The organism is Actinomycetospora sp. NBRC 106378 (assembly GCF_030269685.1).
GTDB lineage: Bacteria > Actinomycetota > Actinomycetes > Mycobacteriales > Pseudonocardiaceae > Actinomycetospora.
The window spans coordinates 299717-325037 of the sequence record NZ_BSTT01000004.1 but is presented as its reverse complement, the minus strand read 5'-3'; the positions used below and the strand labels follow the sequence as shown (position 1 = coordinate 325037).

Sequence of the window (25321 nt, the reverse complement as noted above, 5' to 3'; positions counted from 1 at the left end):
CATGCCCACCGTCGCCGACGCCCACCTGCGGACACCGAAGGTCCACGGACCCGACGTGTCCGTCGGTGCGGCGCGTGTGTTCTTCCTCGACGGACACGTCCACGCCCTGCTGCTCGTCGACCGCGGCGTCCTCGTCGCGGTCGTCGAGCGGGCGGACCTCGAGGGTTCCCCCGATTCCGTGCGGGCCCGCACGGTCGGGACGCTCGCGGGTCGGGTCGCCGCGCCGGGCGACGACCTGGAGGAGACCCGGCAGGCGATGGCCGCCCGCGCCCAGCGCCGGCTCGCCGTGGTCGACGCCGACGGGCTGCTGCTCGGGCTGCTCTGTCTCAAGCGGCACGGTCGGGGCTTCTGCTCGGCCGCCGACGTCGCCGCGCGTGATGCCGACCGGGCGGCCAGCCGGGTCGGCTGAGCGGCCCCGCAACGACAGAACGCCGGTCCTCCCGTGACGGGAGGGCCGGCGTCCGTCGTCGTGCGGTGGATCAGAGGTTGAGGTGCATGCCGCTCAGGGCGGCCTTCGAACCCTCGTCCTTCGCGGCGTGCTTGCCGTCGTCCTTCTTGGCGTGCTTGCCCTGGGCCCCGGTGTCGGCCTTCTTCTCGGCGGCCTTCGTCGTGTCTGCGGCGCGGTGCTTGCCGCTCTCCTGGATCGGCTGCGTCGACGACGGGGCGGCCGGGGCCGCGGCGGGGGCGGCGGCGGGCGCCGCGGCAGGCGCCGGAGCCGCAGCGGGCGCCGGGGTGGCTGCCGCGGGCGCGGGCGTGCCCGTCAGCGCGTTGAAGACGCCCAGGATCGGCGACTCGGGCGCGGCCGCGGGCTGCGCCGCGGCGGCCGGCTGAGCAGCGGTGGCGGGCTGAGCAGCGGTGGCCGGCTGAGCCGCGGCGGGCTGCGCAGCGGGGGCCGGAGCGGCAGCGGGCTGGGCGGCGGCCGGCTGGGCCGCGGCGGGCTGAGCGGCGGCCGGCTGGGCCGCAGCGGGCTGAGCCGCAGCCGGCTGAGCGGCCGCGGGCTGAGCCGCAGCCGGCTGAGCGGCGGCCGGCTGAGCGGCAGCCGGCTGAGCGGCGGCGGGTGCCGGCGCAGCGGCGGGCTGCGCGGCGGCAGGGGCCGGAGCCGCAGCGGGGGCCGGGGCAGCCATCGCCACCGCCGGCGAGGCGGCAGCCGCGGCGAGCACACCGACGGTCAGGGCGCGGGTACGCGCGGACAGGGGCACGGACGACCTCCACTGCGGGGCGGGGAGCGGCGACGGACGGACGGGGCCCGTCGGGGGATGTCGTCCGCGTAACGAGTCCGATCGCGGCACGATGCGATCTCTCGCCCCGGCATCTGCCGATCGAGGTGATCGGCCCCCCGGACGGGGTACGGGACGGATCGCCCGCACGCCGCGTGCATCCGCCCAGGTGGGGAGGCACTGGTCGGAACGTGACGACGTCGCATCACCCGGACGACCGCCGCTCCGGCGACGGGTCAGCGCGGCACGGTGGTGCCGGCCGGACCGCCGGAGTGGGAGAGCTTCTTCGCCAGGCAGTCGTCGGCGGCGAAGCCCTGGGCGTCGCACCAGGCGTTGGCGCCGGCCGCCGTCGGGAAGGACTGCGGGTAGACGACCACCCAGTAGTCGCTGCCGTTGAACACCGGCCAGTCGCCGGACCACAGCAGCGCCGCCGACGGGTAGCGGGCGGCGAGCGCAGAGTAGTGGTCGAGGATCGACGCGTCGTCGTAGGTGATGCCGTCGGCCTTGGTGCCCTCGTGCTTCGCCGACAGCTGCGGCACCCAGGTGCCGACGACGCCCTCGACGGTCGAGCGGTCCGCCTCCACGAGGCCCTGCAGGCTCGCTCCTGCCGTTCCCGACGACGGGTCGGTGCCGGTCGCGTCCGATCCCTCCGATCCCTCCGATCCCTCCGACGCCTCCCGCGCCACGGGGACGCCGACGGTGACCGTCGGCGCGGCGACGGGGGTCGGGACGGCGACGGTCGTCGTGGCGGTGGGACGGAGGGCGAGGAGGAGCCCGAGGGCCAGGAGCACGACGGCCACCACCGCCGACACGCCGGCGACGATCCACGGGGCGTTCGAGCGGGGCGGCCCGACGGTCGCCGGACGGGGGTGCACCGGCGGGCCGAACACCGCCGGGGGCACGGGAGCGGGCCGGTGGGTGGGCGGCGGGTAGCCCGCCCCGGCCATAGCCGGGACACGCCGGACCACCGGTTCCTGGCGTGCACCGCACGCGACGCAGAAGTGCAGGTCCGGCACCAGCGAGGCCCCACAGCGGCAGCGCGCCATCACGATCATCCCCCCGACGACCAGGCCGGGCAGCTCCCGACCGTTCACCATCTGCATCGATCGGGGGAGGCACCCGTTAGCGGCGACCACTCGAACGAGTGACAGGTCAGCCGAGGTCGTAGTCGAACGTCACGTGGTGGGTGCCGTCCCCGTCGATCGAGAGGCTCCCGCCACCGCGGATGCCGGCCAGGTCGCCGGTACCGCTGCCCTCGACGATGCGCAGGTACTCGTCGGCGCGGTCGGAGCCGCCCGTCGAGGCGGAGTGCAGGAAGGCGAACGTCCCGGACCGCCCGTCGACGGAGCCCTCGAACGCCTCCATCGCGACGTAGCTGCCGAGGGTCCCGTCGAAGGCCGACGTGAACAGCGTCGCGGAGCGCCCGGACACGGCGCCGGCGAAGGTCTTCGTCAGGCGGGCGACCCCGATCGGGAGGGCGGTCTCCACGGACGGGGTGAGGGTCACGTCGACGGCCTCGAACAGCGTGACCTCGAAGGTCCCGGTGGTCTGCATGGCGCGGACGCTAGGGGCCCGGCCTGCCGTCGCGATTGAAGATTCGCGACCCCGTGCCAGGGTGACGCCATGGCCAGCCACACCGAGCCCGGGTTCGCCGTCGTCACCGGAGCAGGCTCCGGGCTCGGGCGGGTGATCACGCGAGCCCTGCTCGACGACGGGTGGCGGGTCGCTCTGGCCGGGCGCCGGGCGGAGGCCCTCGAGGAGACGGTGGACGGACGTGGGCACGCGCTGACGGTCCCGACCGACGTCGCCGATCCCGAGGCCGTCACCGCCCTCTTCCGCACCGTCCGCGAGACCTGGGGCCGGCTCGACCTGCTCGTGAACAACGCGGGGATGACCGGGCCGGTCGGCACGCCGGACGAGGTGGACGTCGAGGGCTGGAACGCCACCGTGGGCGTGAACCTGACCGGCTCGTTCCTCTGCGCGCGCGAGGCGTTCGCGATCATGCGGGCGCAGGATCCGCAGGGCGGCCGGATCGTCAACAACGGCTCGATCGCGGCGCACGTCGGACGACCCGGCGGGATCGCGTACACGGCGACCAAGCACGCCATCACCGGGATCACGCGGTCGATCGCCCTCGACGGCCGCCCGTTCGGCATCGCCTGCGGGCAGTTCGACGTCGGCAACGCCGCCACCGACATGACCGCCCGCATGCGCGAGGGGATCGTGCAGCCCCACGGCGCGCGGATGGTCGAGCCGACCTTCGACGCCGAGCACGTCGCCGACGCCGTGCGCTACATGGTCGGGCTGCCGCTGGACGCGAACGTCCCCTTCCTCACGGTCATGGCGACGACGATGCCGTATCTGGGCCGGGGCTGACCGGGGCTCAGGGACCCCCGCGAACGGGTCCCCGCCCGGGGTCTCGGTACCCATGATCGCCGCCACGATTCGAACACTGGTACGAAGGTCCGACCGTCACGGCCCGCTTCGACGCGCCCAGGATGCTTCGCAGTCCTAACGTGATCACGTGCTGGCCTTCTTCATCCTCGGCTTCCTGGTGCTGCTCGGGGCGCTCACCGTCCTGGCGGCCGCGGTCGGCTCCGCGGCGTGGTGGGTGCTGCTCGGCGTCATCGGCCTGATGCTGCTGCTCGGGATCGTCGACGTGGTGCAGACCCGGCACTCGATCCTGCGGAACTACCCCGTGATCGGGCACCTGCGGTTCCTGCTCGAGAAGATCCGTCCGGAGCTGCAGCAGTACTTCATCGAGCGCAACGTCGATGGCCGCCCCTTCCCCCGGGACACCCGCACGATCGTCTACGAGCGCTCGAAGGGCATCGCCGGGGAGAAGGCGTTCGGCACCGAGCTCGACGTCAACGCCGTCGGCTACGAGTACCTCGTGCACTCCGCCGCGCCCGCGGACGAGCCCGCGCAGCCCCACTACGTGCGCGTCGGGGGGCCGGACTGCACGAAGCCCTACGACATGGCCCTGCTCAACGTCTCCGCCATGAGCTTCGGAGCGCTCTCGGCCAACGCGATCCGTGCCCTGAACGCCGGCGCCGCGCTCGGCGGGTTCGCGCACGACACCGGCGAGGGCGGGCTCTCCAAGTACCACCTCGAACGCGGTGGCGACCTCATCTGGGAGCTCGGCAGCGGCTACTTCGGGGCGCGGCTCCCCGACGGCAGGTTCGACGCGGCCCAGTTCGCGGACAAGGCCTCCCACCACGCCGTGAAGTGCGTGTCGCTCAAGCTCAGCCAGGGCGCGAAGCCCGGCATCGGCGGTGTCCTGCCCGGCCCGAAGGTGACGCCGGAGATCGCCGAGGCCCGGGCCGTGCCGGTCGGCGAGACCGTCACGAGCCCCTCCCGGCACACCGCCTTCGCCACCCCGCGCGAGCTGGTCCGGTTCATCGCGCGGATGCGCGAGCTGGCGGGCGGCAAGCCCGCCGGGTTCAAGCTGTGCGTCGGCACCCGGGTCGACGTGCTCGCCGTCGTGAAGGCGATGCTCGACGAGGGCACGACACCGGACTTCATCGTCGTCGACGGCTCCGAGGGCGGGACCGGGGCGGCGCCGCTCGAGTACGAGGACCACATGGGGACCCCGCTGACCGAGGGCCTGATCCTGGTGCACAACGCCCTGGTCGGCGCCGGGCTGCGGGACCGGGTGCGGATCGGGGCGTCGGGCAAGGTCGCGACCGGCACCGACATCGTGAAGCGACTGATCCAGGGCGCGGACTACACCAACTCGGCGCGGGCGATGATGATGGCGACCGGCTGCATCCAGAGCCAGCGCTGCCACACCAACCAGTGCCCCGTCGGCGTCGCGACCCAGGAACCCAAGCGGGCCCGGGCCCTCGTCGTCGAGGACAAGCTGCACCGGGTGCACCGCTACCAGCGGGCGACGGTCATGGAGGCCTCCCGGATGACGGCGTCGCTGGGCGCCACCTGCCCGGCCGAGCTGCACCCACGGATGCTCCGGCGCCGGATCGGTCCGACCGACACCCGGTCCTACGCGGAGCTCTACGAGTGGCTGCGGCCCGGCCAGCTGCTGGCCGAGCCGCCGATGGACTGGGTCGACGACTGGGAACGCGCGGACCCGGACCGCTTCTAGCCGCGCACGTGCTCGCGCATGGCGTCGAGCGCGACGTCCTCCTCGGGTGTCGTGGCCCGCGGCGCCGCCGGGCTGATGCCGCCCTTGTCCCGGTTCATCAGCAGAGGGATGTCCGGCTCGTCGTCCTCGGTCACCCGCGCCATCGACCACCGGCCGAAGACCCGGGCGGCGGTCTCGGTGCCGATCACCTCGACGCGGTCGTGCCGTGGGTCACGCTCGATCACGTCGTACAGCGCGCGGACCGTGTCCTCGTCGCCCTCGAGCGACTGGACGATGTGGTCCTCCCAGACGAGCAGGGCGCCGGTGATCCCCGCGCGGGTGTTCTTCGAACGCGCGGTGCTGAAGATCGCGCCGAGCTCGGCCTTGCGGTCGTGCTGCGGCACCCGCAGCCGGCTCTTGTAGGTCAGGCGGAAGACCTGTTCGCCGTCGGCCATCTGCGTTCCCTCCCTCGGGCGCCCGACGCCGGGCGACCGCTCGACCGTAGACACGTATGGGCGAGGTCACATCATTCGATCGACGTGTGCAGATGCTGACGCCGCCGTGGCAGAATCGTTGCCGAAGCGAAGGGGAGTAGCCCCCCGCACCGGCGTCGACATGCTGGCGGTCCTCCGCCCGGCCCGGTGGCCCCGCTCGGGGTGGGCGAGACCTTCGGTGCCCCAGCCGCCCCACGCGGCCGCACCGAGGTCGGTCCGGTCGCGTGACGTCCCGAGAGGTCCAGCAGTGAGCCTCGCCGTCACCGGCATCGTGTTCGCGATCATCTTCCCGGCCGAACTGCCGGACAAGACCGCCCTCGCGAGTCTGGTGCTCGGCAGTCGCTACGACCCGCGACCGGTGTTCGTCGGGGTCGCGGGCGCCTTCCTGGTGCACGTCTGCCTCGCGATCGCGGCGGGAAGCCTGATCGCCCTGCTCCCGCACCGGCTCGTCGAGGGCGTCGTCGCGGCGATGTTCCTGGTCGGCGCGGTCCTGCTGCTGCGCGGGGCCCGTGGTGAGCAGGCCGGCACCGAGGAGCTGCCCGCCTCGTCGTCGGTGGCCGGCCGGCGGGTCGCCGCGACGAGCTTCGGGGTCGTCCTCGTGGCCGAGTTCGGCGACCTCACGCAGATCGTCACGGCGAACCTTGCCGCGCACTACCAGGACCCGATCGCCGTCGGGGTGGGCGCGACCCTCGCGCTCTGGGCCGTCGGCGGCCTCGCGATCGTCGGCGGTCGCAAGGTGCAGCGGATCCTGTCGCTGACCTGGCTGACCCGGATCGCCGCGGGCGTCATGATCGTGCTCGCGGGGTTCAGCCTGGTCTCCGCCGTCACCGGGTGACGCCCCACCCGTCGTCGGGAACGCCGCCGGGGATCACGTCGCCGGGCGCGTAGGGCTCGCGGGTGAGGACGAAGCTGCCGAGGTCGAGGTGGCTGACCGAGCCGTCGGGACGCCGGACCGCGCGGAGCGTCTCCCCCGCGTAGTAGCCGTCGAGCCCGACCCACGTGCCGTCCGGCCGCGGCGAGAACCGCGAGGCCCGCGCCCCGCCCCCGAGGCCGCCGACGGTCAGCTCGTCGGTCCCGCGCAGCCGCAGCGCGATCGGCGCGGCACCCCAGTACCAGGGCCCGAGCAGCGCGAGGACCTCCTCGTCCACGACGGCGGGTCGCCACGGCTGCGGCAGGCGTGGCTCGCGCTCGGCCACGATGCCGATGAGTTCGGCGACGAGGGCGCCGATCGCGGGGCCGGACGTGGCGTTGGCGAACGCGATCGCCGCGAGGTCCTCGGCCGGGTCGACCCAGAGCGTGGCCACGAAGCCGGGCATCGAGCCGGTGTGGCCCGACAGCGCACGCCCGGAGTGGCGGAGCAGCTGCAGGCCGAGGCCGTGGGAGCGGTCGGTGTCCCCGGCCTCGGACGGCGCGGAGGGCCGCCGCATCTCCTCGACGACGCGGGCCGGGAGCACCCGGTCGTCGCCGTGGAGGAGGAACGCGCCGTAGCGGGCCAGGTCGGTGGTGGTCGACCACATCTGACCGGCGGGCGCCATGAGGCCGGCGTCGTGCGCGGGCTCCGGGTGCAGCAGGTCGGCCCACGGGTGGACGGCCCAGCCGGCCGTGTGCGGGGCGGTCGGGTGGTAGGTCGTGCGGGGCATCCCGAGCGGCTCGAGGATCTCGTGGCGCACGGCGGTGAACCAGTCGTGCCCGCGCAGGTGGCCCACGAGCGCCCCGAGCAGGCCGAACCCGACGTTGGAGTAGTGGTGACGGCGACCGGGGGCCCGGAGCGGGGGCTCGGCGACGAGGCTCGCGAGGTCGGGGCGCACGCTGCCGTCGGAGCGCTCCCACCACGGCGACCCGGTCTCGGCCGGGAGCCCGGAGGAGTGCGCGAGCAGCTGGGCGACGGTCGCGTCCGGCACGGGCGCGTCGGGCAGGTGGTCGCCGAGCCGGTCGTCGAGCGCGAGCCGGCCCTCCTCGCGCAGGCGCAGGACCAGCACCGCGACGAAGGTCTTGGTGATCGAGCCCATCCGGTACTGCGTGTCGTCGGTGGGCGGAGCCCCGTCGACCTCGCCGCGCGCCCCGCTCCACACCACCTCGTCGCCCCGCAGCACCGCGCCCGCCATCGACGGGGCCCGGCCGCGGGACTGCTCGACGGCGAGGCGATGGGTGAGGGCGCGGGCGGTGGCGTCGAGCAGCACCGGACCAGTGTGGATCACGCCGCGGGTGCCCGGAACCGGAGTCCAGCTGCGCTCCTACGCCGACGCCGGCTACGACGAGGTGTACGTGCAGCAGATCGGGCCGGACGTCGAGGGCTTCTTCGCGGCGTACGCGAAGGAGGTCCTGCCCGCGCTACGGGGCTGAGTCGTCGTGCCCGCGTCCGCGCCACCGTTCGAGCCACACCGGCCCGAAGATGGGCAGGGCGATGAGGAACAGGACGACGAGCGGGATGCCGGCGAAGACGCCGGCCCCCTCCCAGAAGGTCATCGGGTCTCCGATCGACGGGCCTCGGCGACGACGTCGGGGCGCGGGCTCATGACGGTGGCGGCGTGGGCGAGGGGCACCGACGGTGCCGCGGGTCGCTCGATCGGCCGACGCGTGTGGTGGGACACGCGCAGCAGCGCGGCGACCAGGACGTAGTTGGCCAGCAGCGAGGACCCGCCGTACGAGAGGAACGGCGCCGTCAGCCCGGTCTCGGGGATCAGGTCGGTCACGCCGCCGACGACGATGAACAGCTGCAGCGCCAGGGAGAACGACAGCCCGGCCGCCAGCAGCGTCGAGAACGGGTCGCGCGCGGCGGTGGCGGTGCGCAGGCCGCGGCCGATCAGCAGGAGGAACACGCAGAGCACCGCGGAGAGCCCCGCGAGCCCGAGCTCCTCCCCCAGCGCGGCGATGATGAAGTCGGTGTTCGCGAGGGGCACCAGGTCGGGATGGCCGGCGCCCAGCCCCGTGCCGAGCAGCCCGCCGTAGCCGAGGCCGAAGAGCCCCTCGGAGAGCTGGTAGCCGGTGGTCGCGAAGTCCCCGGTCGGGTCGGCCCACACCGCGACCCGGACCGCGACGTGGGCGAAGACGTGGTCGGCGAGGACGCTCGTGGCCACGAAGAACAGCAGCCCGATGAGCACCCACGAGACCCGCTCGGTGGCGATGTAGATCATCGCCAGCACGATCCCGAAGAACAGCAGGGACGCACCGAGCTCCTTCTCCAGCGCGAGCACCCCGACCGCCGCGAGCCAGGCGATGAGCAGCGGCGCGAGGTCGCGTGGCCGGGGCAGCTCCATGCGCCCGATCCGCCGACCCGCCGTCCGGAACAGGTCGCGCTTCTCGACGAGGAACGCCGCGACGAAGACGATGATCGCGAGCTTCGCGAACTCGCCCGGCTGCAGCGAGAACGGCCCGAGCCGGATCCACAGCTTCGCCCCGTTGACCTGCGAGATGCTCGCCGGCAGCAGGCCCGGGAGCACGAGCAGGACGAGTCCGACCAGGCCGAACAGGTAGCCGTACCGCGCGAGCACGCGGTGGTCGGGCAGCCGCCACAGGACGACGACGAGCAGCAGCACCGCGCCGGCGGCCCACGCGAGCTGGCGGATCGCGTCGGGCGCGGGCGGGGTCTGGCCCTCGTTCAGCGCGTCGGTCGCGAGCCCGAGGTCGAGCCGGTGGATCATCACCAGACCGAGCCCCGTGAGCAGGGCGACGCAGGGCAGGATCAGCGGGTCGGCGTACGCGGCCCACCGCCGGACGGCGAGGTGCGCCCCCGCGAACAGCGCGAGGTAGGCGAGCCCGAGGTAGCCCAGGGCCGGGCTCAGCGCGTGCTGCTGGTCGATCTCCACCGCCACCAGCGACGCGGTGGTGATCGCTGCGGCGAGCACGAGCAGCGCGAGCTCGGTGCGTCGCCCGGTCGGCGGCGCGGGGGGTCCCGACGACGGGGCGGGTCGGGTCGGGCCGGCGGCCTCCACCCGGTCCCGGACGGTCACGACGGGCACCTCCGTCGGGTCAGTCGACGCACGGGACTCCTCCGGCCTGGACGGGCCCGCCGGACGGACCGGCGACGGACGGTGGGGCAGGCGGGCGGTAGTCGGTGCCCAGGACGACGCGCAGGTGCCCGGCGGGCAGCCCCGGGTCGGTCGTGGTCGCGACGCCGCCGCCGAGCAGGGACGCCGCGAGGGCCGCGGCGGGCCCGGAGCCCGGGGAGGCGGCCACCGTGGACGTCGCCCGATCGGCGACCGTCGTCGTCGCGCCGGGGCTGAACCCGTGTCCGACCAGCATCGACTCGGCCGTGGCCGCCTCGCCCGCCGTGCCCGAGGCGTTGTCGACCTCCACCGTGACGCCGGTGGCCGCGGCCGGGTCCGGAGCGGGGGCCGGGGCGGGGGGCGGCGCGGCGGCGGCCGCGATCTGCTGCCGGATGAACGCCTGCACCCGGGCCGGGTCGACCTCGTTGTCGTCCTCGTCGTTCGCCTGGACGTACCCCTCGATCGGCAGCGTGTAGAAGGCGGCGTCGCCGCTCGTCAGGTTCTGCGCGGAGGCGGCGAAGGAGAGGGCGTCGAAGCCCTGGTCGAGCACGACGTCGCGGTGCGCGACGTCGAGCAGGGACGCCAGCCTCGACGGGTCGGTCCACGTGCCCGCCGCCGTGACCTGGTGCATCGCCGAGGAGAGGAACGCCTGCTGGCGGTGCGTGCGGTCGAGGTCGCCGTTGGTCAGCCCGTGGCGCTGGCGGACGAAGGCGAGGGCCTGCGCACCGGTGAGCTGCTGGACCCCGGCCGGGAAGTCGGCGCCGGAGTAGGAGTCCGACACCGCGTGGTTCAGGCAGACCGTGACCCCGCCGAGCGCGGTCGCGAGGTCGTAGAAGCCGGCGAGGGTGATCTCCGCGTAGTGGTCGACCGTGAGCCCGGTGAGGGCCTCGACGACGCCCACCGTTGCGCGCCGCCCGGCCTCCCGGCCGTCCTGCTCGAGGGTGGCCGGGTCGGTGACGCCCTGCGCGGCCAGGCGGTCCTCGACGGCGGCCTTGGTGACGCCGTAGGCCTGCTTGATCTTGTCCGGCCGGTAGCCCGGGATGGGGACGAGGTCGTCGCGCGGGATCGAGAAGGCGGTGACCCGTCCGCCGTCGGCGGGGACGTGCAGCAGGATCAGGGTGTTGGTGTTGTAGCCGCCCTCGTTGCCGTCCCCGGCGTGCAGGGCGTCGAGGACCGCCGCCGGCAGGGGGCCGCCGTCCTGGTCACGGCGGGTGTCCAGCCCGATGAGCAGGATGTTCGTCGAGCCGTCGGCGGAGTGGGACCCCGCGGTGACCACGGACGTGCCGGTGAGCGACCGGTCGGTCGACCACGCCGCACCCGTCGCGAGCAGGACCAGCAGCGAGCAGAGCGCGACGAGCACCCGCCCGACGCGTGACCGCCGACGGCGGCCGCGCCCGGGTGCGGCCGGCGGAACCGGCGGGGCCGGCGGAACGGGCGGGGCCGGCGGGGCCGGCGGAACGGGCGGGCGCGGGACGAGCACGACGGGCCGGGAGGCGCCACGGGGGGCCGGGCGGCCCGGCCGCGCGTCAAGCACCACGGCGACGCCGACGCGCCGGCGGCGTCTGCCGGAGCTCCTCGTGGTGGGCGACGGCGCCCCGCACGAGGTCGACCACGTGCGGGTCGTCCACGGCGTAGACCTGGTGCTTGCCCTCCCGGCGGGCGCTGACCAGGCCCGCGAGCCGGAGCTTGCCGAGGTGGTGGCTCACGGTGGCCACCGACTGGCCGGTGAGCTCGGCCAGGGTGCCGACGTCACGCTCCCCGCCCGCGAGCAGCCAGACCAGCTCGACGCGCACGGTGGCGGCGAGGAGGCCGAACGTGCCCGCGGCGTCCTGGATCACGGCGGGATCGGGCGCGTTCCCGGGGTCCGACGGGGCCATCGTGTCTCCTCTCCGACGTGAGGGAGCATACTTGCACAATCGTTTGACCGTCCGTGCGTGGCGGGCGTCTACTGTCCCGGTCGCCGCACCAGGCGACGGAGTCCGACCTGCGACCCGAGGAGGTGGAGCCCGATGACCGACGACGGAAGTCCGGGCCGCCACGCGGGCGGTCGGACCCCCCGGGACCCCTGAGGTCCCCCGTGTCCGGTCGATCCGCGTGGTGGCGCGCCCCCGAACCGCTCGACCAGCGACAGGGACCGACCATGCCCACCGTCCTGCCCACCCCCCTGCCCGGCACCACCTCGCTGCGGCAGGTGGCCGCCGACCCGGCCTTCGCGGTGCTCCGCACGCTCGACACCCGACCGCACGGCCTCACCGAGGCCGAGGCGACCCGCCGTCAGGACCGGCACGGCGCGGACGTCCCGGACCTCGACCCGCGCCCGTCCGCGCTCGTCGCCGCCTGGAGCGCGCTGCGCAGCCCGTTCGTCGCCCTGCTCTCCGGGCTCGCCGTCGTGTTCCTCGTCGTCGGCGACCTCCGGGGCGCCGGCACCGTCGCGGTGATGGTCGTGGCCTCGGTGGGGCTGCGCCGCTGGCAGCAGGTCCGGTCCGAGCGCGCCGTGCGGTCGGTCCGCCCCCGGCTCGTCACCACCGTGACCGTCCGGCGGCGCGCGGACGACGACGTCGAGCCGTGCGACCGCGAGGTCCCGGTCGGCGACGTCGTGCCCGGGGACCTCGTGCTGCTCGCCCCGGGCGACGTGGTGCCCGGCGACCTCCGCCTGCTCACCAGCGCGGACCTCTTCGTGGACCAGGCCGTGCTCACCGGCGAGAGCCTGCCGGTGGCGAAGTCCGCGACCGGGACGGGCGGGACCGGCCCCGAGGACTCCCCGGTGCTGTGCCTCGCGGGGTCCGAGGTGGTCGCCGGGACCGCGACGGCGGTGGTCGTCGCCGTCGGACCCGCCACCTACTCGGGGGCCCTGGCCCGGCGGGCCGCCCGGGACCGCCCCGAGTCCTCCTTCGACCGCGGCGTCCGCGACGTGAGCCGCACACTCGTGCGCTTCATGCTCGTCCTGGTCCCGATCGTGCTCGCCGTGAGTGGCACCGTCAGCGGCGACTGGGGGCAGGCGCTGCTCTTCGCCGCCGCGGTCGCGGTCGGCCTGACGCCGGAGATGCTGCCCGTCGTCGTCACCACCACCCTCGCCCGCGGCGCGCGCCGGCTCGCGCGGGCGCACGTCATCGTCACCCGGCTGAACGCGGTGCAGGACCTCGGCGCCGCGGACGTCGTGTGCCTGGACAAGACCGGGACGCTCACCGAGGAGCGCCTGCTCGCGACGCACAGCATCGACCCGTGGGGACACCCCGACGACGAGGCCGCGGCCTACGCCGTCCTGGCGGTCCGCTCCCAGATCGCGCCCGTGGGCCGGCTCGACGAGGCCGTGCTCGACCAGCTCGCCGACCCGAGCGACACGCTCGACGAGGCGCTCTACACCCCGGTCGACGAGATCGGCTTCGACCAGGTGCGTCGCCGCGCGACGGCGGTGGTGCGCCGGCGCGACGGCGAACGCCTCATGATCACCAAGGGCGACCCGGACGAGGTCCTGCCCCGGTGCGACGAGGCGCGGCTCGACGGGGACGCGGTCGCGCTCGACCCCGGCCGCCGGTTCGCGGCGGAGGATCTCGCGCGGGCCCACGCCGACCAGGGTCTGCGGTTGCTCGCCGTGGCGGCGAAGCGGCTGCCGCGACTGGGCGAGGTCTCCGAGCGCGACGAGCAGGGCCTGACGCTCGTGGGCTTCGTCGGGTTCGTCGACCCGGTGCGCGAGAGCGCACCGGCGGCCGTGCGCGACCTGGCCCGGCACGGCGTCGAGGTCCTCCTGCTCACCGGGGACAACCGCCACGTCGCGGCCCGCGTCGCGCACCAGGCGGGCATCCCCGCCGCCGACGTCGTCGTCGGCGAGGACCTCGACGGGCTCGACGACGCCCGCCTCGGGCGCCTGCTCGAGCGGGCCCGGGTGTTCGCCCGGGTCACCCCGGCCCACAAGGCCCGCGTCGTCACCGCGCTGCGCGCCCGCGGCCGGGTGGTCGGCTTCGTCGGCGACGGCGTGAACGACGCGCCGGCGCTGCGCGTCGCCGACGTCGGCATCGCCCCCGACTCCGCGACGCCGGCCGCGAAGCGCGCGGCCGACCTCGTGCTCACCGACCCCGACCTCGCCGTCCTCGCGGCCGGCGTCGTGGAGGGCCGTCGGACCCTCGGCAACACCCTCAAGTACGTGACGATCACGGCGAGCTCGAACTTCGGCAACGTGCTGACGCTCGTCGCCGCGGCCGTCGTGCTGCCCTTCCTCCCGATGCTCCCGCTGCAGCTCGTGGTGCAGAACCTGCTCTACGACGCCGCCCAGCTGGCGTTGCCGTGGGACCGGGTCGACCCCGAGTACGCCGCACGGCCGCGCCGCTGGGACACCTCGGACCTGATCCGCATCATGCTGACGTTCGGGCCGCTGTCCTCGCTGTTCGACCTCGCCACCTTCGGGGTGCTCTGGTGGGGTCTCGACGCCGGGTCGGCGCCGGACCGCTTCCGCGCCGGCTGGTTCGTCGAGGGCCTGCTCACCCAGCTCGCGATCGTGCTGGTGCTGCGCACCCGGGGCGCTCCGTGGCGCCGTCTCCCCCGACGGCCGGTGGTCCTCGCGACGGGCGCCGCGGCAGGGGTGGGGCTCCTGCTGGCCTTCAGCCCCCTGGCCGGCCGGCTCTCGATGCAGGGCCTGCCGGCGGTCTACCTGCTGTGGATCGGGGCCGCGGTGCTCGGCTACGCCGCGCTCGCCCAGGTGCTCAAGGCCCTGCACCTGCGCCGACGGGGCCGCTGGCTCTAGTCCGCCCCGCTCCCGTAGCCCCTCCCCACGACCTCCGTTCAAACGATCGTATGACCATGAGAGCGAGCTGAACCATGGCCACGCCCACCCCGACCGAGCGCGGCAGCGCCGACAGCGCGGTTCTCGACGACGCCCACCTCGGCGACATCCACGGCGCCCTCGGCACCGTCCGCCTCGACGACACCGGCGCGCGGGTGACCCTCCCCGCCCGCCTGAAGACCCTCGTCGCCATCGTCGGTCCCGGCCTCATCGTCATGGTCGGCGACAACGACGCCGGCGCCTTCGGCACCTACACCCAGGCCGGGCAGAACTACGGGACGAGCCTGCTCTGGACGCTGCTGCTGCTCGTCCCGGTGCTCTACCTCAACCAGGAGATGGTGCTGCGTCTCGGCGCGGTGACCGGCGTCGGGCACGCGCGGCTGATCCTCGAGCGGTTCGGCCGCTTCTGGGGCGCGTTCAGCGTCATCGACCTGTTCCTGCTCAACGGCCTGACGATCGTCACGGAGTTCATCGGCATCAGCCTCGGGCTGTCCTACCTCGGGCTCCCGACCGTGCCCGGGGTGCTGGTCGCCGCCGTCGTCGTGGTCGCGGCGGCCTCCACCGGGAGCTTCCGCCGGTTCGAGCGGGTCTGCCTGGTCCTCGTCGTCGGGAACGTGCTGCTGATCCCGATCCTCGTCATGGCGCACCCGCCGATCGGGCAGCTGGCCCGCGACTTCGTGGTGCTCGGCCTGCCCGGCGGCGAGCTGTCGACGGTGATGCTGCTGATCATCGGCATCGTCGGGACCACCGTGGCGCCGTGGCAGCTGTTCTTCCAGCAGTCCTACGTGATCGACAAGCGCATCACGCCCCGCTTCATGAACTACGAGAAGGCCGACCTGTGGATCGGCATCGTCATCGTGGTGATCGGCGCGGGCGCGATGATGGCCTTCACCGCGACGGCGTTCGCCGGGCAGCCGGAGTTCGGGAACTTCACCGACGCGGGCGGGGTGGCCGACGGCCTGGGGCGCTACGTCGGCCCGGCCGCGGGCGTGATGTTCGCGCTCGCGCTCATCGACGCCTCGATCATCGGGGCCGCCGCGGTCTCGCTGGCGACCGCCTACGCGATCGGCGACGTCCTCGGGCTGAAGCACTCCCTGCACCGCGGGGTCCGGGAGGCGAAGGGCTTCTACGCGGTCTTCGCGGGCATCCTCGTGCTCGCCGCCGTCGTCGTGGTGATCCCGGGCAGCCCGCTCGGGCTGCTCACCGAGGGCGTGCAGACCCTCGCGGGCGTCCTGCTGCCCTCCGCGAGCGTGTTCCTGCTCCTGCTCTGCAACGACCGCGAGGTCCTCGGGCCGTGGGTCAACGGGCGGGTGCGGAACCTGCTCACCGTCGTCGTCATCGCGGTGCTCGTGCTGCTCTCGATCGTCCTCACGGCCGCGGTCGTGTTCCCCGACATCACCGCCGGCGCCATCGTGACGATCCTCGGGGCGGGCGGGGGCCTCGCGCTGCTCGTCGGGCTGGTGGCCCTCGTCGTCGGGCTGCGCCGGCCGCGCACTCCCCGGCCCGCCGCCCCGGAGCGCACCTCGTGGCGGATGCCGCCGCTGGCCCTGCTCACCCGCCCGGAGCTCTCCCGCGGCCGTCGGGTCGGCCTGACCGTGCTCCGCGGCTACCTCGTCGTCGCCGTCGGGATGGTCGTCGTCCGGATCGTCCAGCTCGCCCTCGCGTCGTGAGTCCCGCCCCGACCCCGGAAGGAAGCACCATGAACCGGCGATCCCTGCACGACCTCCTCGGACGTCCGGTCCGCGGCACCCACGACCAGCACCTCGGCCGCATCGCCGACGTGATCGTCCGGCTGCGCGGGCACGACCACCCGGCCGTGACCGGGCTCGTCGCCGACGTCGGCGGCCACCGCCTCGTTCCTGCCCGCCGAGGAGGTGGTCGACTGGAGCGCCACCGACCTCACCCTGCGCGGGGACCGGCTCGACCTCCGGCCCTTCGCCCGCCGGGACGGTGAGGTGCTGCTGCGCGAGGACATCCTGGGGCACCGCCTCATCGACGTCCCCGCCGCCGCCCTGGTCACCGCGTGGGACCTGGAGCTCGCCGTCACCCCGGCGGCCGCCACGCTCGTCGGGGTCGACGTCCGGCCGCGTGCGTGGTGGCGGCGGGCGCTCGGCCGGCTGCTCCCCGGCCCGGTGGCCGTCACCGACGACGACGGCGCCCGGTGCCGCGACTGGCTCGCCTTCGAGGCCCTCATCGGGCACGCGCCCTCGGTCCTCGCCCGCACCCCGCTCGACCGGCTCCGCGCCCTGAAGGCCCCCCAGCTCGCGGACCTGCTGGAGGACGCGTCGCGGGCCGAGCAGGCCGAGCTGCTCGACCGCGTCCACGCGGACCCGGAGCTGGAGGCCGACGTCTTCGAAGAGCTCGACGAGGACGACCAGACCCGGCTCTTCCGCGGCCGCACCGACGACGACGTGGCCGCCGTGCTCGCCCGGATGGACGCCGACGACGCGACCGACGCCCTCATGGACCTGCCCCAGGAACGCCGGCGGGGGGTGCTCGACCTCCTGCCCGCCCCGCGGCGGGCGAAGGTCGTCGCCCTGCTGGGCTACAAGCCGACGTCGGCGGGCGGGCTGATGATCCCGGACCACCTCGCGCTGCCCGGGTCGACGCCCATCGGGGAGGTCCTGGACCGGGTGCGGACCTCGGCCGTCCAGCCGGGGGTGCTCGCCACCGTGCTCGCCCTCGACGCCGACGACCGGCTGTGCGGCAGCGTGCCGCTCGTGCACCTGGTCCAGGCCGACCCGACGGCCGCGCTGGCCACCGTCGCGGAGCCGGATCCCGTGCGGGTGCGGGCCGACGCCGACGTCGTCGAGGTCGCCGTGCTGATGAGCGACTACGACCTGCTCGCGCTCCCGGTGGTCGACCGCGACGGCCGGGTGCTCGGCGTGGTCACCGTCGACGACGCGCTCGAGGCGACGGTCCCGGCGGACTGGCGACGCCGTGACCTGCCCGCCCCGGGTGTGCTGCCCGACACGGAACGGTTGGGCACACCTCCCGTGAGCCATCCCACCCCATGAAGGTCACCGTGTTCGGGGCGACCGGCGGGGTCGGCCGGTTCGTCGTCCATCACCTCCTCGCCGACGGGCACGAGGTCACCGCCCTCGTGCGCAGCCCCGAGAAGCTCGGGGACCTGCAGTACGCGGTCGACGTCGTGGAGGCCGAGCTCTCCGACACCGACGCGGTCGCCCGGGCCGTCGACGGCGCCGACGGGGTGATCACGGCCTACGGGCCGCCGATCGACCCGTTCCTGTCGGACACGCCGCTGACCGACGGCACCCGCACCATCGTCAAGGCGATGCACGCCGCGGACGTCCGTCGTCTGGTGTCGCTCGTGACCGTGAGCGTCCCCGACCCGCGCGACCGGCCCCGCCTGCTCGACCGCCTCGTGCCGATCGGCATCGGCATCCTCATCCCCGGCGCGCTCGCCGAGGTGCAGGGCATCCACGAGGCGGTGACCACCTCGGAGCTCGACTGGACCGTGGCGCGCATGTTCGCGCCGATCGACGTGCCGGGTGGCAACCCGATCCGCTCGGGCTTCCTCGGCGTCGACCCGATCGGCGTGGAGATGGCCCGCGCCGACGTCGCGCGGTTCCTGGTCGACCAGCTGACCAGCACCACGTACCTGCGCGCGTCGCCGGCGATCAGCAACTAGGTGGCTTCGCCAGGTGAGCACAAATCCGTGCCCGAACACGGATTAGTGCTCACCTGAGCGGAGCTCACATCCCGTACGTCTCCAGCAGGCGCAGCCAGACCTCGGACATCGTCGGGAACGACGGGACCGCGTGCCACAGGCGGGCGAGCGGCACCTCCCCGACGATCGCGATGGTCGCCCCGTGGACCATGTCGGCGACGTCCTGGCCGACGAAGGTCGCGCCCACGACGACCTCGCGGTCGGTGTCGACCACGATCGTCGCGAACCCGTCGTAGCCGTCGGCCTGCAGCGAGCCGCCGGCGGTGTTCCCGATCTCGTAGCTGACGGCGCGCACGGTCAGCCCGGCGCGCTCGGCACTCTCCGAGGTGTGCCCCACCGCCGCGATCTGCGGGTCGGTGAAGATCACCTGCGGGACGGCCGTCGACTCGGCGGTGGCCGCGTGCTTCGAGTAGCGCCCACCGAGCTCCTCCCCCCGCGAGCGCGCAACCAGCACGTCGCCGCAGATCCGGGCCTGGTACTTGCCCATGTGCGTCAGCTTCGCGCCCGTCGAGGCGTCGCCGACGGCGTAGAGCCAGTCGCCCTGCACCGTCGTCGTCTCGTCGGCGTCGAGCGGCTTCCCGGGTTCCAGGCCGACCGTGTCCAGCCCGAGGTCCGACGTGGCCGGCTTCCGGCCCGCCGCGACCAGCAGCTCGGCGCCGCGCAGCTCCGAGCCGTCGTCGAGCGAGGCCACGACCTCACTGCCGTCCCGCTTCACCGCCGTCATGGAGACACCGAGCCGCACGTCCACGCCGTCGCGCTCGAGCGAGGCCTGCAGCCGCCGCGACGCCTCGGGCTCGACGGAGGGGACGAGCCGCTCGCCGTGCTGCACGAGGGTCACGCGGCTCCCGAGCCGCTGGTAGGCCGTCGCCATCTCCACGCCGACCACCCCGCCGCCCAGGATCAGCAGCGAGTCCGGGACGCGGGAGGCCTGGGTGGCCTCGCGGTTGGTCCAGGCGTCGACCTCGTCGATGCCGTCGATCGGCGGGTAGGTCGGCACCGAGCCGGTCGCGACGACGACGTAGCGCGCGGCGACCTCCGTCGTCGTGCCGTCGCCGTGGTCCACCGCGACCGCACGCTCGCCGGTGATCCGGCCGCGCCCGCGCAGCAGCGTGATGCCGGCGCCGTCGAGCCAGTCGGCCTGGCCGGAGTCGTCCGGGTTCGCGAACTGGTCGCGCCGCTCGAAGACCTTCGCGGCGTCCACCGGGCCCACGTCGAGACCGGGCATGCGCTCCACCGCGGCCCGCAGGTCGACCGGCCGCAGCAGCGCCTTCGACGGGATGCACGCGTAGTACGAGCACTCGCCCCCGACCAGGCCCGCCTCGGCGACCGCGGCGCTCAGGCCCTGCTGGTGCGCGCGGTCGGCGACGTTCTCCCCCACCGGGCCCGCGCCGATCACCACGACGTCCACGTCGATGTCAGCCATTCTCCGCACTCTCTCCCGTCGGCCCGAACCGTTCGATCCGGATGCTGGACTCCGGCTGCCCGGCGGACAGGAGGTGTGACTCCATCGCCAGGGTGAATCGTGCCGAGCCGCACACGAACGCGGTCGCGCCGGGGTCGGCGACCGCGGCGATCACGGCCGCGTCCAGGCGCGATCCGCCCTTCTGCCGGGAGTACGCGACGAGCGCGCCGGACGACTCCAGCTCCTCGCGGTAGGGCAGGTGGTCGGCGGTCCACGCCGAGACCGCCAGGTGCAGCAGCTCGGGGTGCCCGACGTCGCGGGCGTGCCGCAGCATCGACACCAGCGGCGCCACCCCGCTGCCGCCGCCGATCCCGAGGGCGGGCGACTGGCCGTCCCAGGCGAACCAGCGCCCGATCGGACCGCGGCACTCCAGCAGGTCCCCCGGCTCGACGACCTCGGCGAGGAAGCCGGACACCTCGCCGTCGGGAACCTTCTCCACGTACAGCTCGACCAGGTCGTCCGACGGGGCCGACACCGCGGAGTAGGAGCGGCTCGCCGTGTAGCCGTCCTCGGCGCGCAGCCGCAGGACGTAGTGCTGGCCGGGGCGGTGGACGACGCGGTCGGGCACGTCGAGGCGCAGGACCACTCCGAGCTCGCCGTGGTGGTCGACCGAGACGACCTTCGCGTCCCGCCAGGTGGCCGCGAGCTTCCGGTCCTCAGTCGCCATCGAAGCGCTGCTCCTGCCAGGGGTCGCCGCGGTGGTGGTAGCCGTTGATCTCCCAGAAGCCCGGCTCGTCGTGGTCGAGCAGCGTGATCTTCGAGATCCACTTCGCGGACTTCCAGAAGTAGAGGTGCGGCACGAGCATCCGCACCGGTCCGCCGTGCTCGCGCGTGAGCGGCTTGCCCTCGTGCTCCCACACGACCCAGGCCTTCCCACCCGTGACGTCCTCGAGCGGGAGGTTGGTGCGGTACCGCGTCGTCGACTCCTCGACGACGAACCGCGCCTCCGGCAGCGGCTGCGCCACGTCGAGCAGGGTGTCCAGGCTGATCCCGGTGAACGAGGTGTCGAGCTTCGACCACGTCGTCACGCAGTGGATGTCGCCGCGGTAGGTGTCCTGTCCGAGGGCCTTGAGCTCCTTCAGCGACCACGACGTCGGGTGCGCGACGAGCCCGTCGATCGTCAGCGACCACCGCTCGGCGTCGACCCGGCCGGTCGGCTCGGCCGTCAGCACCGGCCACGACTTCCCGACGTCGTACTGGCCCGGGGGCAGCCGCGGGTCGCGTTCCGCCTGCTTGCGCCGCCCGGAGAACCCTCGTGTGATCGCCATACCGGCTCCTCTCGACCTCGCCGCCACACCCTAGGGATGGGCCGTGTCCGCTCGCGTCGGTCGAACGACGCAGCGCGGCGCTTCCTTCCCGACGCCGGTCGGTGCGGGTGCCGACGCGGCTCCGGCGAGACATCACCGTCGGGCTGCGCCGGGCCCGGAGGGCCGGATGAGTGACGGCTCGCCGACCCGACCGGGGTCCGCCGAGCCGGTCACACCCGTCGTCGGGACGACCTGGGGAATCTCCACGGTCGGTCGAGGCAACGCTCCGGAGCGTGCCCGGGCAGGATCGACCGCGTTCACCCGTGAGCGCCGAGAGGACCACCATGACCGGGACCGAGCTGCCCGACAGCCCCGACGACCTCCCCGCCGACGACCGCGACTCCGTCGACGACACCTCCTTCGAGCAGCTCGACGAGGCCGACCTGCTCGACGGCGACGCTCCCGAACGCGACCCCGAGGACCCGCTCGACGCCGGCTGGGTGCCGAACGAGCGCACCCGCGGCGTCGACGCCTGGGGCGTCACGCAGCGCGAGGAGGAGGAGGGCGAGCCGCTCGACGACCGGCTGCGCCGCGAGATCCCCGAGGACCCGGACGACCTCGGCGCCGACGGCCTCGGCGACTCCCGCGACACGGCGGGCGAGCTCTACGACGACGAGGTCGGGGACGCGCGCTCCGGTCGGCTGGTGCTGCGCGACGAGGGCGACGAGGGCTACGCCGACGACGTGGGCGTCGACGGTGCGGGCGCGAGCGCCGAGGAGGCCGCGGTGCACGTGATCGGTCAGGAGGAGGGTTGAGTCTTCCTTCCTGACAGGGCGTCCTGTCAGGATGGGTGCATGCCCACCCGCACCTTCCAGGGCGCGAGCGCCGCGGAGCGCGTGGCCGAGCGCCGCGCACGGCTGCTCGACGCCGCCCTGGACGTGGTGGGCGAGCGGGGGGTCGCCGACTTCACGATGACGGCGGTCTGTCGGGCGGCCGGGCTGACCGAGCGCTACTTCTACGAGTCGTTCGCCCGCCGGGACGACCTGCTCGCGGCGCTGTTCGAGGCGACGTCGGACACCGCGCTGCGCCAGGCCGAGCAGGCCGCCGCCGCCGTGCCCGCGGGCGACCTGCAGGCCCGGGCCCACGCCGCGGTCCGGGCGACCGTCACACTGCTCGCCCGCGACCCACGGTCGGCCCGGCTCTACCGCGAGGCGGTCGGGCACCCGGTGCTCGCGGCCCGCCGTCAGGACACCGTGGCCGCGTTCGCGGCCTTCCTCGCCCGCCTGATCGTCGAGGCGCGACCGCTCCTGTCCCCCGACGACCTCGACGTCACGACGGTGCTGCTCACCGCCGGCATCGTCGACGCCGTCGGCTTCTGGCTCGACGGCCGCCTCGCCGTCGACGCCGAGCACCTCGTCATGCGCTGCGCCCGCCTCGTGGTGGCGGCGGCCGATTTCCGGGAGGACCGATGACGGCACCACTGTCGCACCGCATCCAGAGCGGCCTGGCCACGGCTCTGAGCCGGGTGCCGTCGACCGCCGCGCCCCTCGCGCCGCCCCCGCCCGGTAGCGGGCTGGAGGCGGTCCCCGGGGACTTCGGCACGCCCGTCGTCGGGCGGTCCCTGGAGTTCGCGTCGGACATGCTCGGCTTCGGGCGGCAGCAGTACGAGCGCTACGGCCCGGTGTCGTGGACCGGGGCGTTCGGCCGGCGCATGGTGTCGGTGCTGGGCCCGGACGCGCTGGGCCAGGTGCTCGTCAACAAGGACAAGTACTTCGGCAACGCCGACGGGTGGGGCTTCTTCATCGGCCCGTTCTTCCGGCGCGGGGTGATGCTGCTCGACTTCGAGGAGCACCGCACCCACCGGCGCATCCTGCAGGAGGCGTTCACCCGCGACCGGCTCGCCGAGTACCTCGAGGTGATGAACCCGCGGATCCGGCGCAGCCTCGACGACTGGACCACCGGCGACGGCATCCGCATCTACGACCGCATCAAGCAGATGACCCTCGACATCGGCACCGAGGTGTTCGTCGGCGCCGAGCTCGGCCCGCAGGCGGACCGCGTCAACCGCGCCTTCGTCGACACCGTGCACGCCGGCGTCGCGGTGGTCCGGGCGCCGGTGCCGGGCGGCTCCTGGAAACGGGGCCTCGACGGGCGGAAGGTCCTCGAGGACTACTTCGCCGCGCAGATCCCGGTCAAGCGCGCGGGCGAGGGCCGCGACATGTTCAGCGTGCTCTGCCGCGCCCGCAGCGACGAGGGCGAGACGTTCTCCGACGACGACATCGTCAACCACATGATCTTCCTGCTCATGGCGGCGCACGACACGTCGACGATCACGCTGTCGATGATGAGCTACCTGCTCGCCAAGAACCCGGAATGGCAGGAGAAGTTGCGCGAGGAGTCGTTGGCGCTCGACTCCGACGACCTGACGGGCGCCGAGCTCGACTCGCTGGTCTCCCTCGACCTCGCGATGCGCGAGACGCTGCGGATGTACGCCCCGGTCGGCCAGCTCGCCCGGATCACCGTCCGCGACGCCGAGCTGCAGGGCTTCCACATCCCCGCCGGGACGCTCATGTCGCTCGGCATCCACGCCTCGCAGCGCATGGAGCCGTGGTGGAACCGGCCCGACGAGTTCGACCCCGACCGCTTCGCCCCCGAACGCGCCGAGGACAAGTCCCACCGCTTCGCCTGGATGCCGTTCGGCGGCGGGGTCCACAAGTGCATCGGCCTGCACTTCGGCGGCATGGAGGTCAAGGCGATCATGCACGCGATGCTGCGGCGCTTCCGCTGGTCGGTCCCCGCCGACTACGTGATGCCGGTCGGCCTGACGACGGGTCCGACCCCGGCCGACCACCTGCCGCTGCGCCTCGAGCGGCTGTAGCTTCCCCGGGCGTGCGCGACGCCGATCTCGTCCATCTCCGCCGCTGTGTCGAGCTGGCCCGCGAGGCGCTGGAGGCCGGCGACGAGCCGTTCGGGTCGGTGCTGGTCGGGCCGGACGGCACGGCGCTCGCGGAGGACCGGAACCGGGTGAACACCGGCTCCGACGCGACGCTGCATTTGGAGTTCGCGCTGGCGCGGTGGGCGGCGGAGTCGATGCCGCCGGCCGACCGTCCGGGCGCGACGGTCTACACCTCGGGCGAGCACTGCCCGATGTGCTCGGCCGCGCACGCCTGGGTCGGGCTCGGTCGGATCGTCTACGCGAGCTCATCGGCGCAGCTCAGCGGCTGGCTCGTCGAGTTCGGCGAACGCCCCGGGCCGGTCGCGGCGCTGCCGGTGGCGGCCGTCGCGCCCGGCGTCGTCGTCGAGGGCCCGGCGCCCGGCCTGGACGAGGAGGTCCGGGAACTGCACCGCCGCCTCCACGGACGGGGGTGACCCGCATCGCCTGTCACCCGGCCCACTCGGCGGTGTGACGGCGGCTCCGGGCAGGCATCCTGCGGCGATCGCCCCAGTGCTGTGGTGGTCGATACCAGCACGGATCAGGTGGTGATGGCGATGCCGACGACTTCTGTGCCCTGGATGGGCAACCGCGTCGTGATGTGGGAGATCGAGGGCACCGAGCTGACCGCCGTCGAGTGGCGGCGCCCCTACAACGGAGTCACCCGCGGTTTCCGGGTGCTGGGCGCCGAGGAGCTGGCGCTGGTGTGCCAGGCCGTCGAGGAGGCGACCGCGGACATCCGACCGGCCCCGCGTCTCGAGGACGTGGCCGGACGCCCGCTGGACCTCGAGGCGTTCATGGACGAGCTGCTCGAGCGCTGAGACGCGTTCCGGGCCCGGTGGACACCGGGTCCGGAACGGTTTCTCAGCCCGCGACCTCGTAGGTCGGCGTGATCGTGGCGCGGCCGATCGAGTGGAAGAACAGGTTGAAGCCCAGGAACGCCGGGCTCCCGTCATCCCCCACCCCGAGGTCCTCCACGTCGACGGCGTGGACCACGAAGAAGTAGCGGTGCGGCCCGTGCCCTCCGGGCGGGGCGGCCCCGATGAAGCGGTGGGCGCCGGCGTCGTTCGCGAGGGTGACCGCGCCCTCGGGCAGCAGGCCCTTGTCCGGGTTGCCCGCGTCGGTCGGCAGCGACGTCGTGGTCACCGGGATGTTCGTGACCGCCCAGTGCCAGAACCCGCTGGCCGTCGGGGCGTCCGGGTCGTAGCAGGTGACCGCGAAGCTCTTGGTCCCCTCGGGGAAGCCCGACCATTCGAGCTGCGGCGACACGTCCTCGCCACCGGCACCCATGATGCCGCTGACCAGCGAGTTCGGGACCGGCTGACCGTCGGTGACGTCGGTGGAGGTCACCTGGAAGGTGGCCACCTCGGGCAGGAAGCTGTACGGGTCCGGCGGCTGCGACGCCACGGGGTCCTCCTCGTTGGATCGTGGACG

27 protein-coding genes are annotated in these 25321 nt (G+C 74.1%); 14 read left to right on the top strand and 13 right to left on the bottom strand.

The window, feature by feature from the left end:
• The first annotated feature begins 1 nt into the window (after window position 1).
• Window positions 2-409 (top strand): CBS domain-containing protein, encoded by a 408-nt coding sequence (locus QSK00_RS13040; RefSeq protein ID WP_285591213.1) that lies wholly within the window; start codon window positions 2-4, stop codon window positions 407-409.
• A gap of 70 nt (window positions 410-479) precedes the next feature.
• Here QSK00_RS13040 and QSK00_RS13035 read toward each other — a convergent pair whose 3' ends face one another.
• From QSK00_RS13035 to QSK00_RS13025, 3 genes are all read right to left on the bottom strand, one after another.
• On the bottom strand, window positions 480-1199 hold the full coding sequence (locus tag QSK00_RS13035) for a hypothetical protein (protein WP_285591212.1): 720 nt from the start codon (window positions 1197-1199) through the stop codon (window positions 480-482).
• Between the two features lie 254 nt (window positions 1200-1453).
• The gene (locus QSK00_RS13030; RefSeq protein WP_285591211.1) at window positions 1454-2320 is read right to left on the bottom strand and encodes a hypothetical protein; all 867 of its coding nucleotides are present in this window, start codon (window positions 2318-2320) and stop codon (window positions 1454-1456) included.
• 49 nt (window positions 2321-2369) lie between these two features.
• A complete protein-coding gene (locus QSK00_RS13025) occupies window positions 2370-2771 on the bottom strand; it encodes a DUF3224 domain-containing protein (RefSeq protein WP_285591209.1) in 402 nt (133 codons plus the stop codon).
• Window positions 2772-2840: 69 nt separating this feature from the next.
• Here QSK00_RS13025 and QSK00_RS13020 point away from each other — a divergent pair, with 69 nt between their 5' ends.
• Window positions 2841-3593, top strand: coding sequence for an SDR family oxidoreductase (locus QSK00_RS13020; protein WP_285591207.1), 753 nt, complete (start codon window positions 2841-2843; stop codon window positions 3591-3593).
• A gap of 148 nt (window positions 3594-3741) precedes the next feature.
• Window positions 3742-5319: an FMN-binding glutamate synthase family protein gene (locus QSK00_RS13015; RefSeq protein ID WP_285591205.1), complete on the top strand. Its 1578-nt coding sequence runs from the start codon at window positions 3742-3744 to the stop codon at window positions 5317-5319.
• On the opposite strand, the gene QSK00_RS13010 is transcribed toward QSK00_RS13015, so the two are convergent.
• Window positions 5316-5753 carry a BLUF domain-containing protein gene (locus QSK00_RS13010; RefSeq protein ID WP_285591203.1) on the bottom strand — a complete coding sequence of 146 codons (438 nt, stop codon included), beginning with the start codon at window positions 5751-5753 and terminating at the stop codon, window positions 5316-5318. The genes QSK00_RS13015 and QSK00_RS13010 overlap by 4 nt on opposite strands.
• 286 nt (window positions 5754-6039) lie before the next feature.
• Between QSK00_RS13010 and QSK00_RS13005 the strand changes: the two genes are divergently transcribed.
• Window positions 6040-6627: a TMEM165/GDT1 family protein gene (locus QSK00_RS13005; RefSeq protein WP_285591201.1), complete on the top strand. Its 588-nt coding sequence runs from the start codon at window positions 6040-6042 to the stop codon at window positions 6625-6627.
• On the opposite strand, the gene QSK00_RS13000 is transcribed toward QSK00_RS13005, so the two are convergent.
• The gene (locus QSK00_RS13000) at window positions 6617-7969 is read right to left on the bottom strand and encodes a serine hydrolase domain-containing protein (protein ID WP_285591451.1); all 1353 of its coding nucleotides are present in this window, start codon (window positions 7967-7969) and stop codon (window positions 6617-6619) included. The two genes, QSK00_RS13005 and QSK00_RS13000, sit on opposite strands and share 11 nt — an antisense overlap.
• Window positions 7970-7997: 28 nt before the next feature.
• On the opposite strand from QSK00_RS13000, the gene QSK00_RS12995 reads away from it, so the two are divergent.
• Window positions 7998-8135: a hypothetical protein gene (locus QSK00_RS12995; RefSeq protein ID WP_285591199.1), complete on the top strand. Its 138-nt coding sequence runs from the start codon at window positions 7998-8000 to the stop codon at window positions 8133-8135.
• Here the strand turns inward: QSK00_RS12995 and QSK00_RS12990 are convergent.
• The 4 genes from QSK00_RS12990 to QSK00_RS12975 form a co-directional block, all read right to left on the bottom strand.
• Window positions 8124-8258 carry a hypothetical protein gene (locus QSK00_RS12990; RefSeq protein ID WP_285591196.1) on the bottom strand — a complete coding sequence of 45 codons (135 nt, stop codon included), beginning with the start codon at window positions 8256-8258 and terminating at the stop codon, window positions 8124-8126. The two genes, QSK00_RS12995 and QSK00_RS12990, sit on opposite strands and share 12 nt — an antisense overlap.
• Window positions 8255-9742 carry an FtsW/RodA/SpoVE family cell cycle protein gene (locus QSK00_RS12985; RefSeq protein WP_285591194.1) on the bottom strand — a complete coding sequence of 496 codons (1488 nt, stop codon included), beginning with the start codon at window positions 9740-9742 and terminating at the stop codon, window positions 8255-8257. Before QSK00_RS12985 ends, QSK00_RS12990 begins: the two co-directional genes overlap by 4 nt.
• Window positions 9743-9761: 19 nt before the next feature.
• Entirely contained in the window at window positions 9762-11138 is a 1377-nt protein-coding gene (locus tag QSK00_RS12980; protein WP_285591192.1) for an LCP family protein, read from the bottom strand.
• 166 nt (window positions 11139-11304) lie between these two features.
• Window positions 11305-11655 (bottom strand): ArsR/SmtB family transcription factor, encoded by a 351-nt coding sequence (locus QSK00_RS12975; protein WP_285591190.1) that lies wholly within the window; start codon window positions 11653-11655, stop codon window positions 11305-11307.
• A 263-nt stretch (window positions 11656-11918) separates the two neighbouring features.
• Between QSK00_RS12975 and mgtA the strand changes: the two genes are divergently transcribed.
• The 4 genes from mgtA (at window position 11919) to QSK00_RS12955 (ending at window position 18207) form a co-directional block, all read left to right on the top strand.
• A complete protein-coding gene (gene mgtA, locus QSK00_RS12970) occupies window positions 11919-14516 on the top strand; it encodes a magnesium-translocating P-type ATPase (protein ID WP_285591188.1) in 2598 nt (865 codons plus the stop codon).
• 74 nt (window positions 14517-14590) lie between these two features.
• A complete protein-coding gene (locus QSK00_RS12965) occupies window positions 14591-16225 on the top strand; it encodes an NRAMP family divalent metal transporter (protein ID WP_285591187.1) in 1635 nt (544 codons plus the stop codon).
• A gap of 204 nt (window positions 16226-16429) precedes the next feature.
• Window positions 16430-17572, top strand: a complete 1143-nt coding sequence (locus QSK00_RS12960) for a magnesium transporter MgtE N-terminal domain-containing protein (RefSeq protein ID WP_285591185.1) — start codon at window positions 16430-16432, stop codon at window positions 17570-17572.
• Window positions 17569-18207 carry an NAD(P)-dependent oxidoreductase gene (locus QSK00_RS12955; RefSeq protein WP_285591184.1) on the top strand — a complete coding sequence of 213 codons (639 nt, stop codon included), beginning with the start codon at window positions 17569-17571 and terminating at the stop codon, window positions 18205-18207. The genes QSK00_RS12960 and QSK00_RS12955 overlap by 4 nt, the downstream gene beginning before the upstream one ends.
• 64 nt (window positions 18208-18271) lie before the next feature.
• Here QSK00_RS12955 and QSK00_RS12950 read toward each other — a convergent pair whose 3' ends face one another.
• The 3 genes from QSK00_RS12950 to QSK00_RS12940 are packed head-to-tail and all read right to left on the bottom strand — an operon-like array spanning window position 18272 to window position 20976.
• Window positions 18272-19669, bottom strand: coding sequence for a dihydrolipoyl dehydrogenase family protein (locus tag QSK00_RS12950; RefSeq protein WP_285591182.1), 1398 nt, complete (start codon window positions 19667-19669; stop codon window positions 18272-18274).
• Window positions 19662-20375 (bottom strand): FAD-binding oxidoreductase, encoded by a 714-nt coding sequence (locus tag QSK00_RS12945; protein WP_285591181.1) that lies wholly within the window; start codon window positions 20373-20375, stop codon window positions 19662-19664. The genes QSK00_RS12950 and QSK00_RS12945 overlap by 8 nt, the downstream gene beginning before the upstream one ends.
• Window positions 20365-20976 (bottom strand): sulfite oxidase-like oxidoreductase, encoded by a 612-nt coding sequence (locus QSK00_RS12940; protein ID WP_285591180.1) that lies wholly within the window; start codon window positions 20974-20976, stop codon window positions 20365-20367. The genes QSK00_RS12945 and QSK00_RS12940 overlap by 11 nt, the downstream gene beginning before the upstream one ends.
• A gap of 323 nt (window positions 20977-21299) precedes the next feature.
• On the opposite strand from QSK00_RS12940, the gene QSK00_RS12935 reads away from it, so the two are divergent.
• The 5 genes from QSK00_RS12935 to QSK00_RS12915 all read left to right on the top strand — a co-directional run bounded on the left by QSK00_RS12935 (window position 21300) and on the right by QSK00_RS12915 (window position 24708).
• Window positions 21300-21770: a DUF5709 domain-containing protein gene (locus tag QSK00_RS12935; RefSeq protein ID WP_285591179.1), complete on the top strand. Its 471-nt coding sequence runs from the start codon at window positions 21300-21302 to the stop codon at window positions 21768-21770.
• 39 nt (window positions 21771-21809) lie between these two features.
• Entirely contained in the window at window positions 21810-22427 is a 618-nt protein-coding gene (locus tag QSK00_RS12930) for a TetR/AcrR family transcriptional regulator (protein WP_285591178.1), read from the top strand.
• On the top strand, window positions 22424-23833 hold the full coding sequence (locus QSK00_RS12925) for a cytochrome P450 (protein ID WP_285591176.1): 1410 nt from the start codon (window positions 22424-22426) through the stop codon (window positions 23831-23833). Before QSK00_RS12930 ends, QSK00_RS12925 begins: the two co-directional genes overlap by 4 nt.
• A gap of 11 nt (window positions 23834-23844) precedes the next feature.
• Entirely contained in the window at window positions 23845-24324 is a 480-nt protein-coding gene (locus QSK00_RS12920) for a nucleoside deaminase (RefSeq protein WP_285591174.1), read from the top strand.
• A 120-nt stretch (window positions 24325-24444) separates the two neighbouring features.
• Complete coding sequence (locus tag QSK00_RS12915) at window positions 24445-24708, top strand: hypothetical protein (RefSeq protein ID WP_285591172.1); 264 nt, start codon at window positions 24445-24447, stop codon at window positions 24706-24708.
• Window positions 24709-24751: 43 nt separating this feature from the next.
• Here QSK00_RS12915 and QSK00_RS12910 read toward each other — a convergent pair whose 3' ends face one another.
• Window positions 24752-25294: a YbhB/YbcL family Raf kinase inhibitor-like protein gene (locus QSK00_RS12910; protein ID WP_285591171.1), complete on the bottom strand. Its 543-nt coding sequence runs from the start codon at window positions 25292-25294 to the stop codon at window positions 24752-24754.
• Between the last annotated feature and the right edge of the window lie 27 nt (window positions 25295-25321).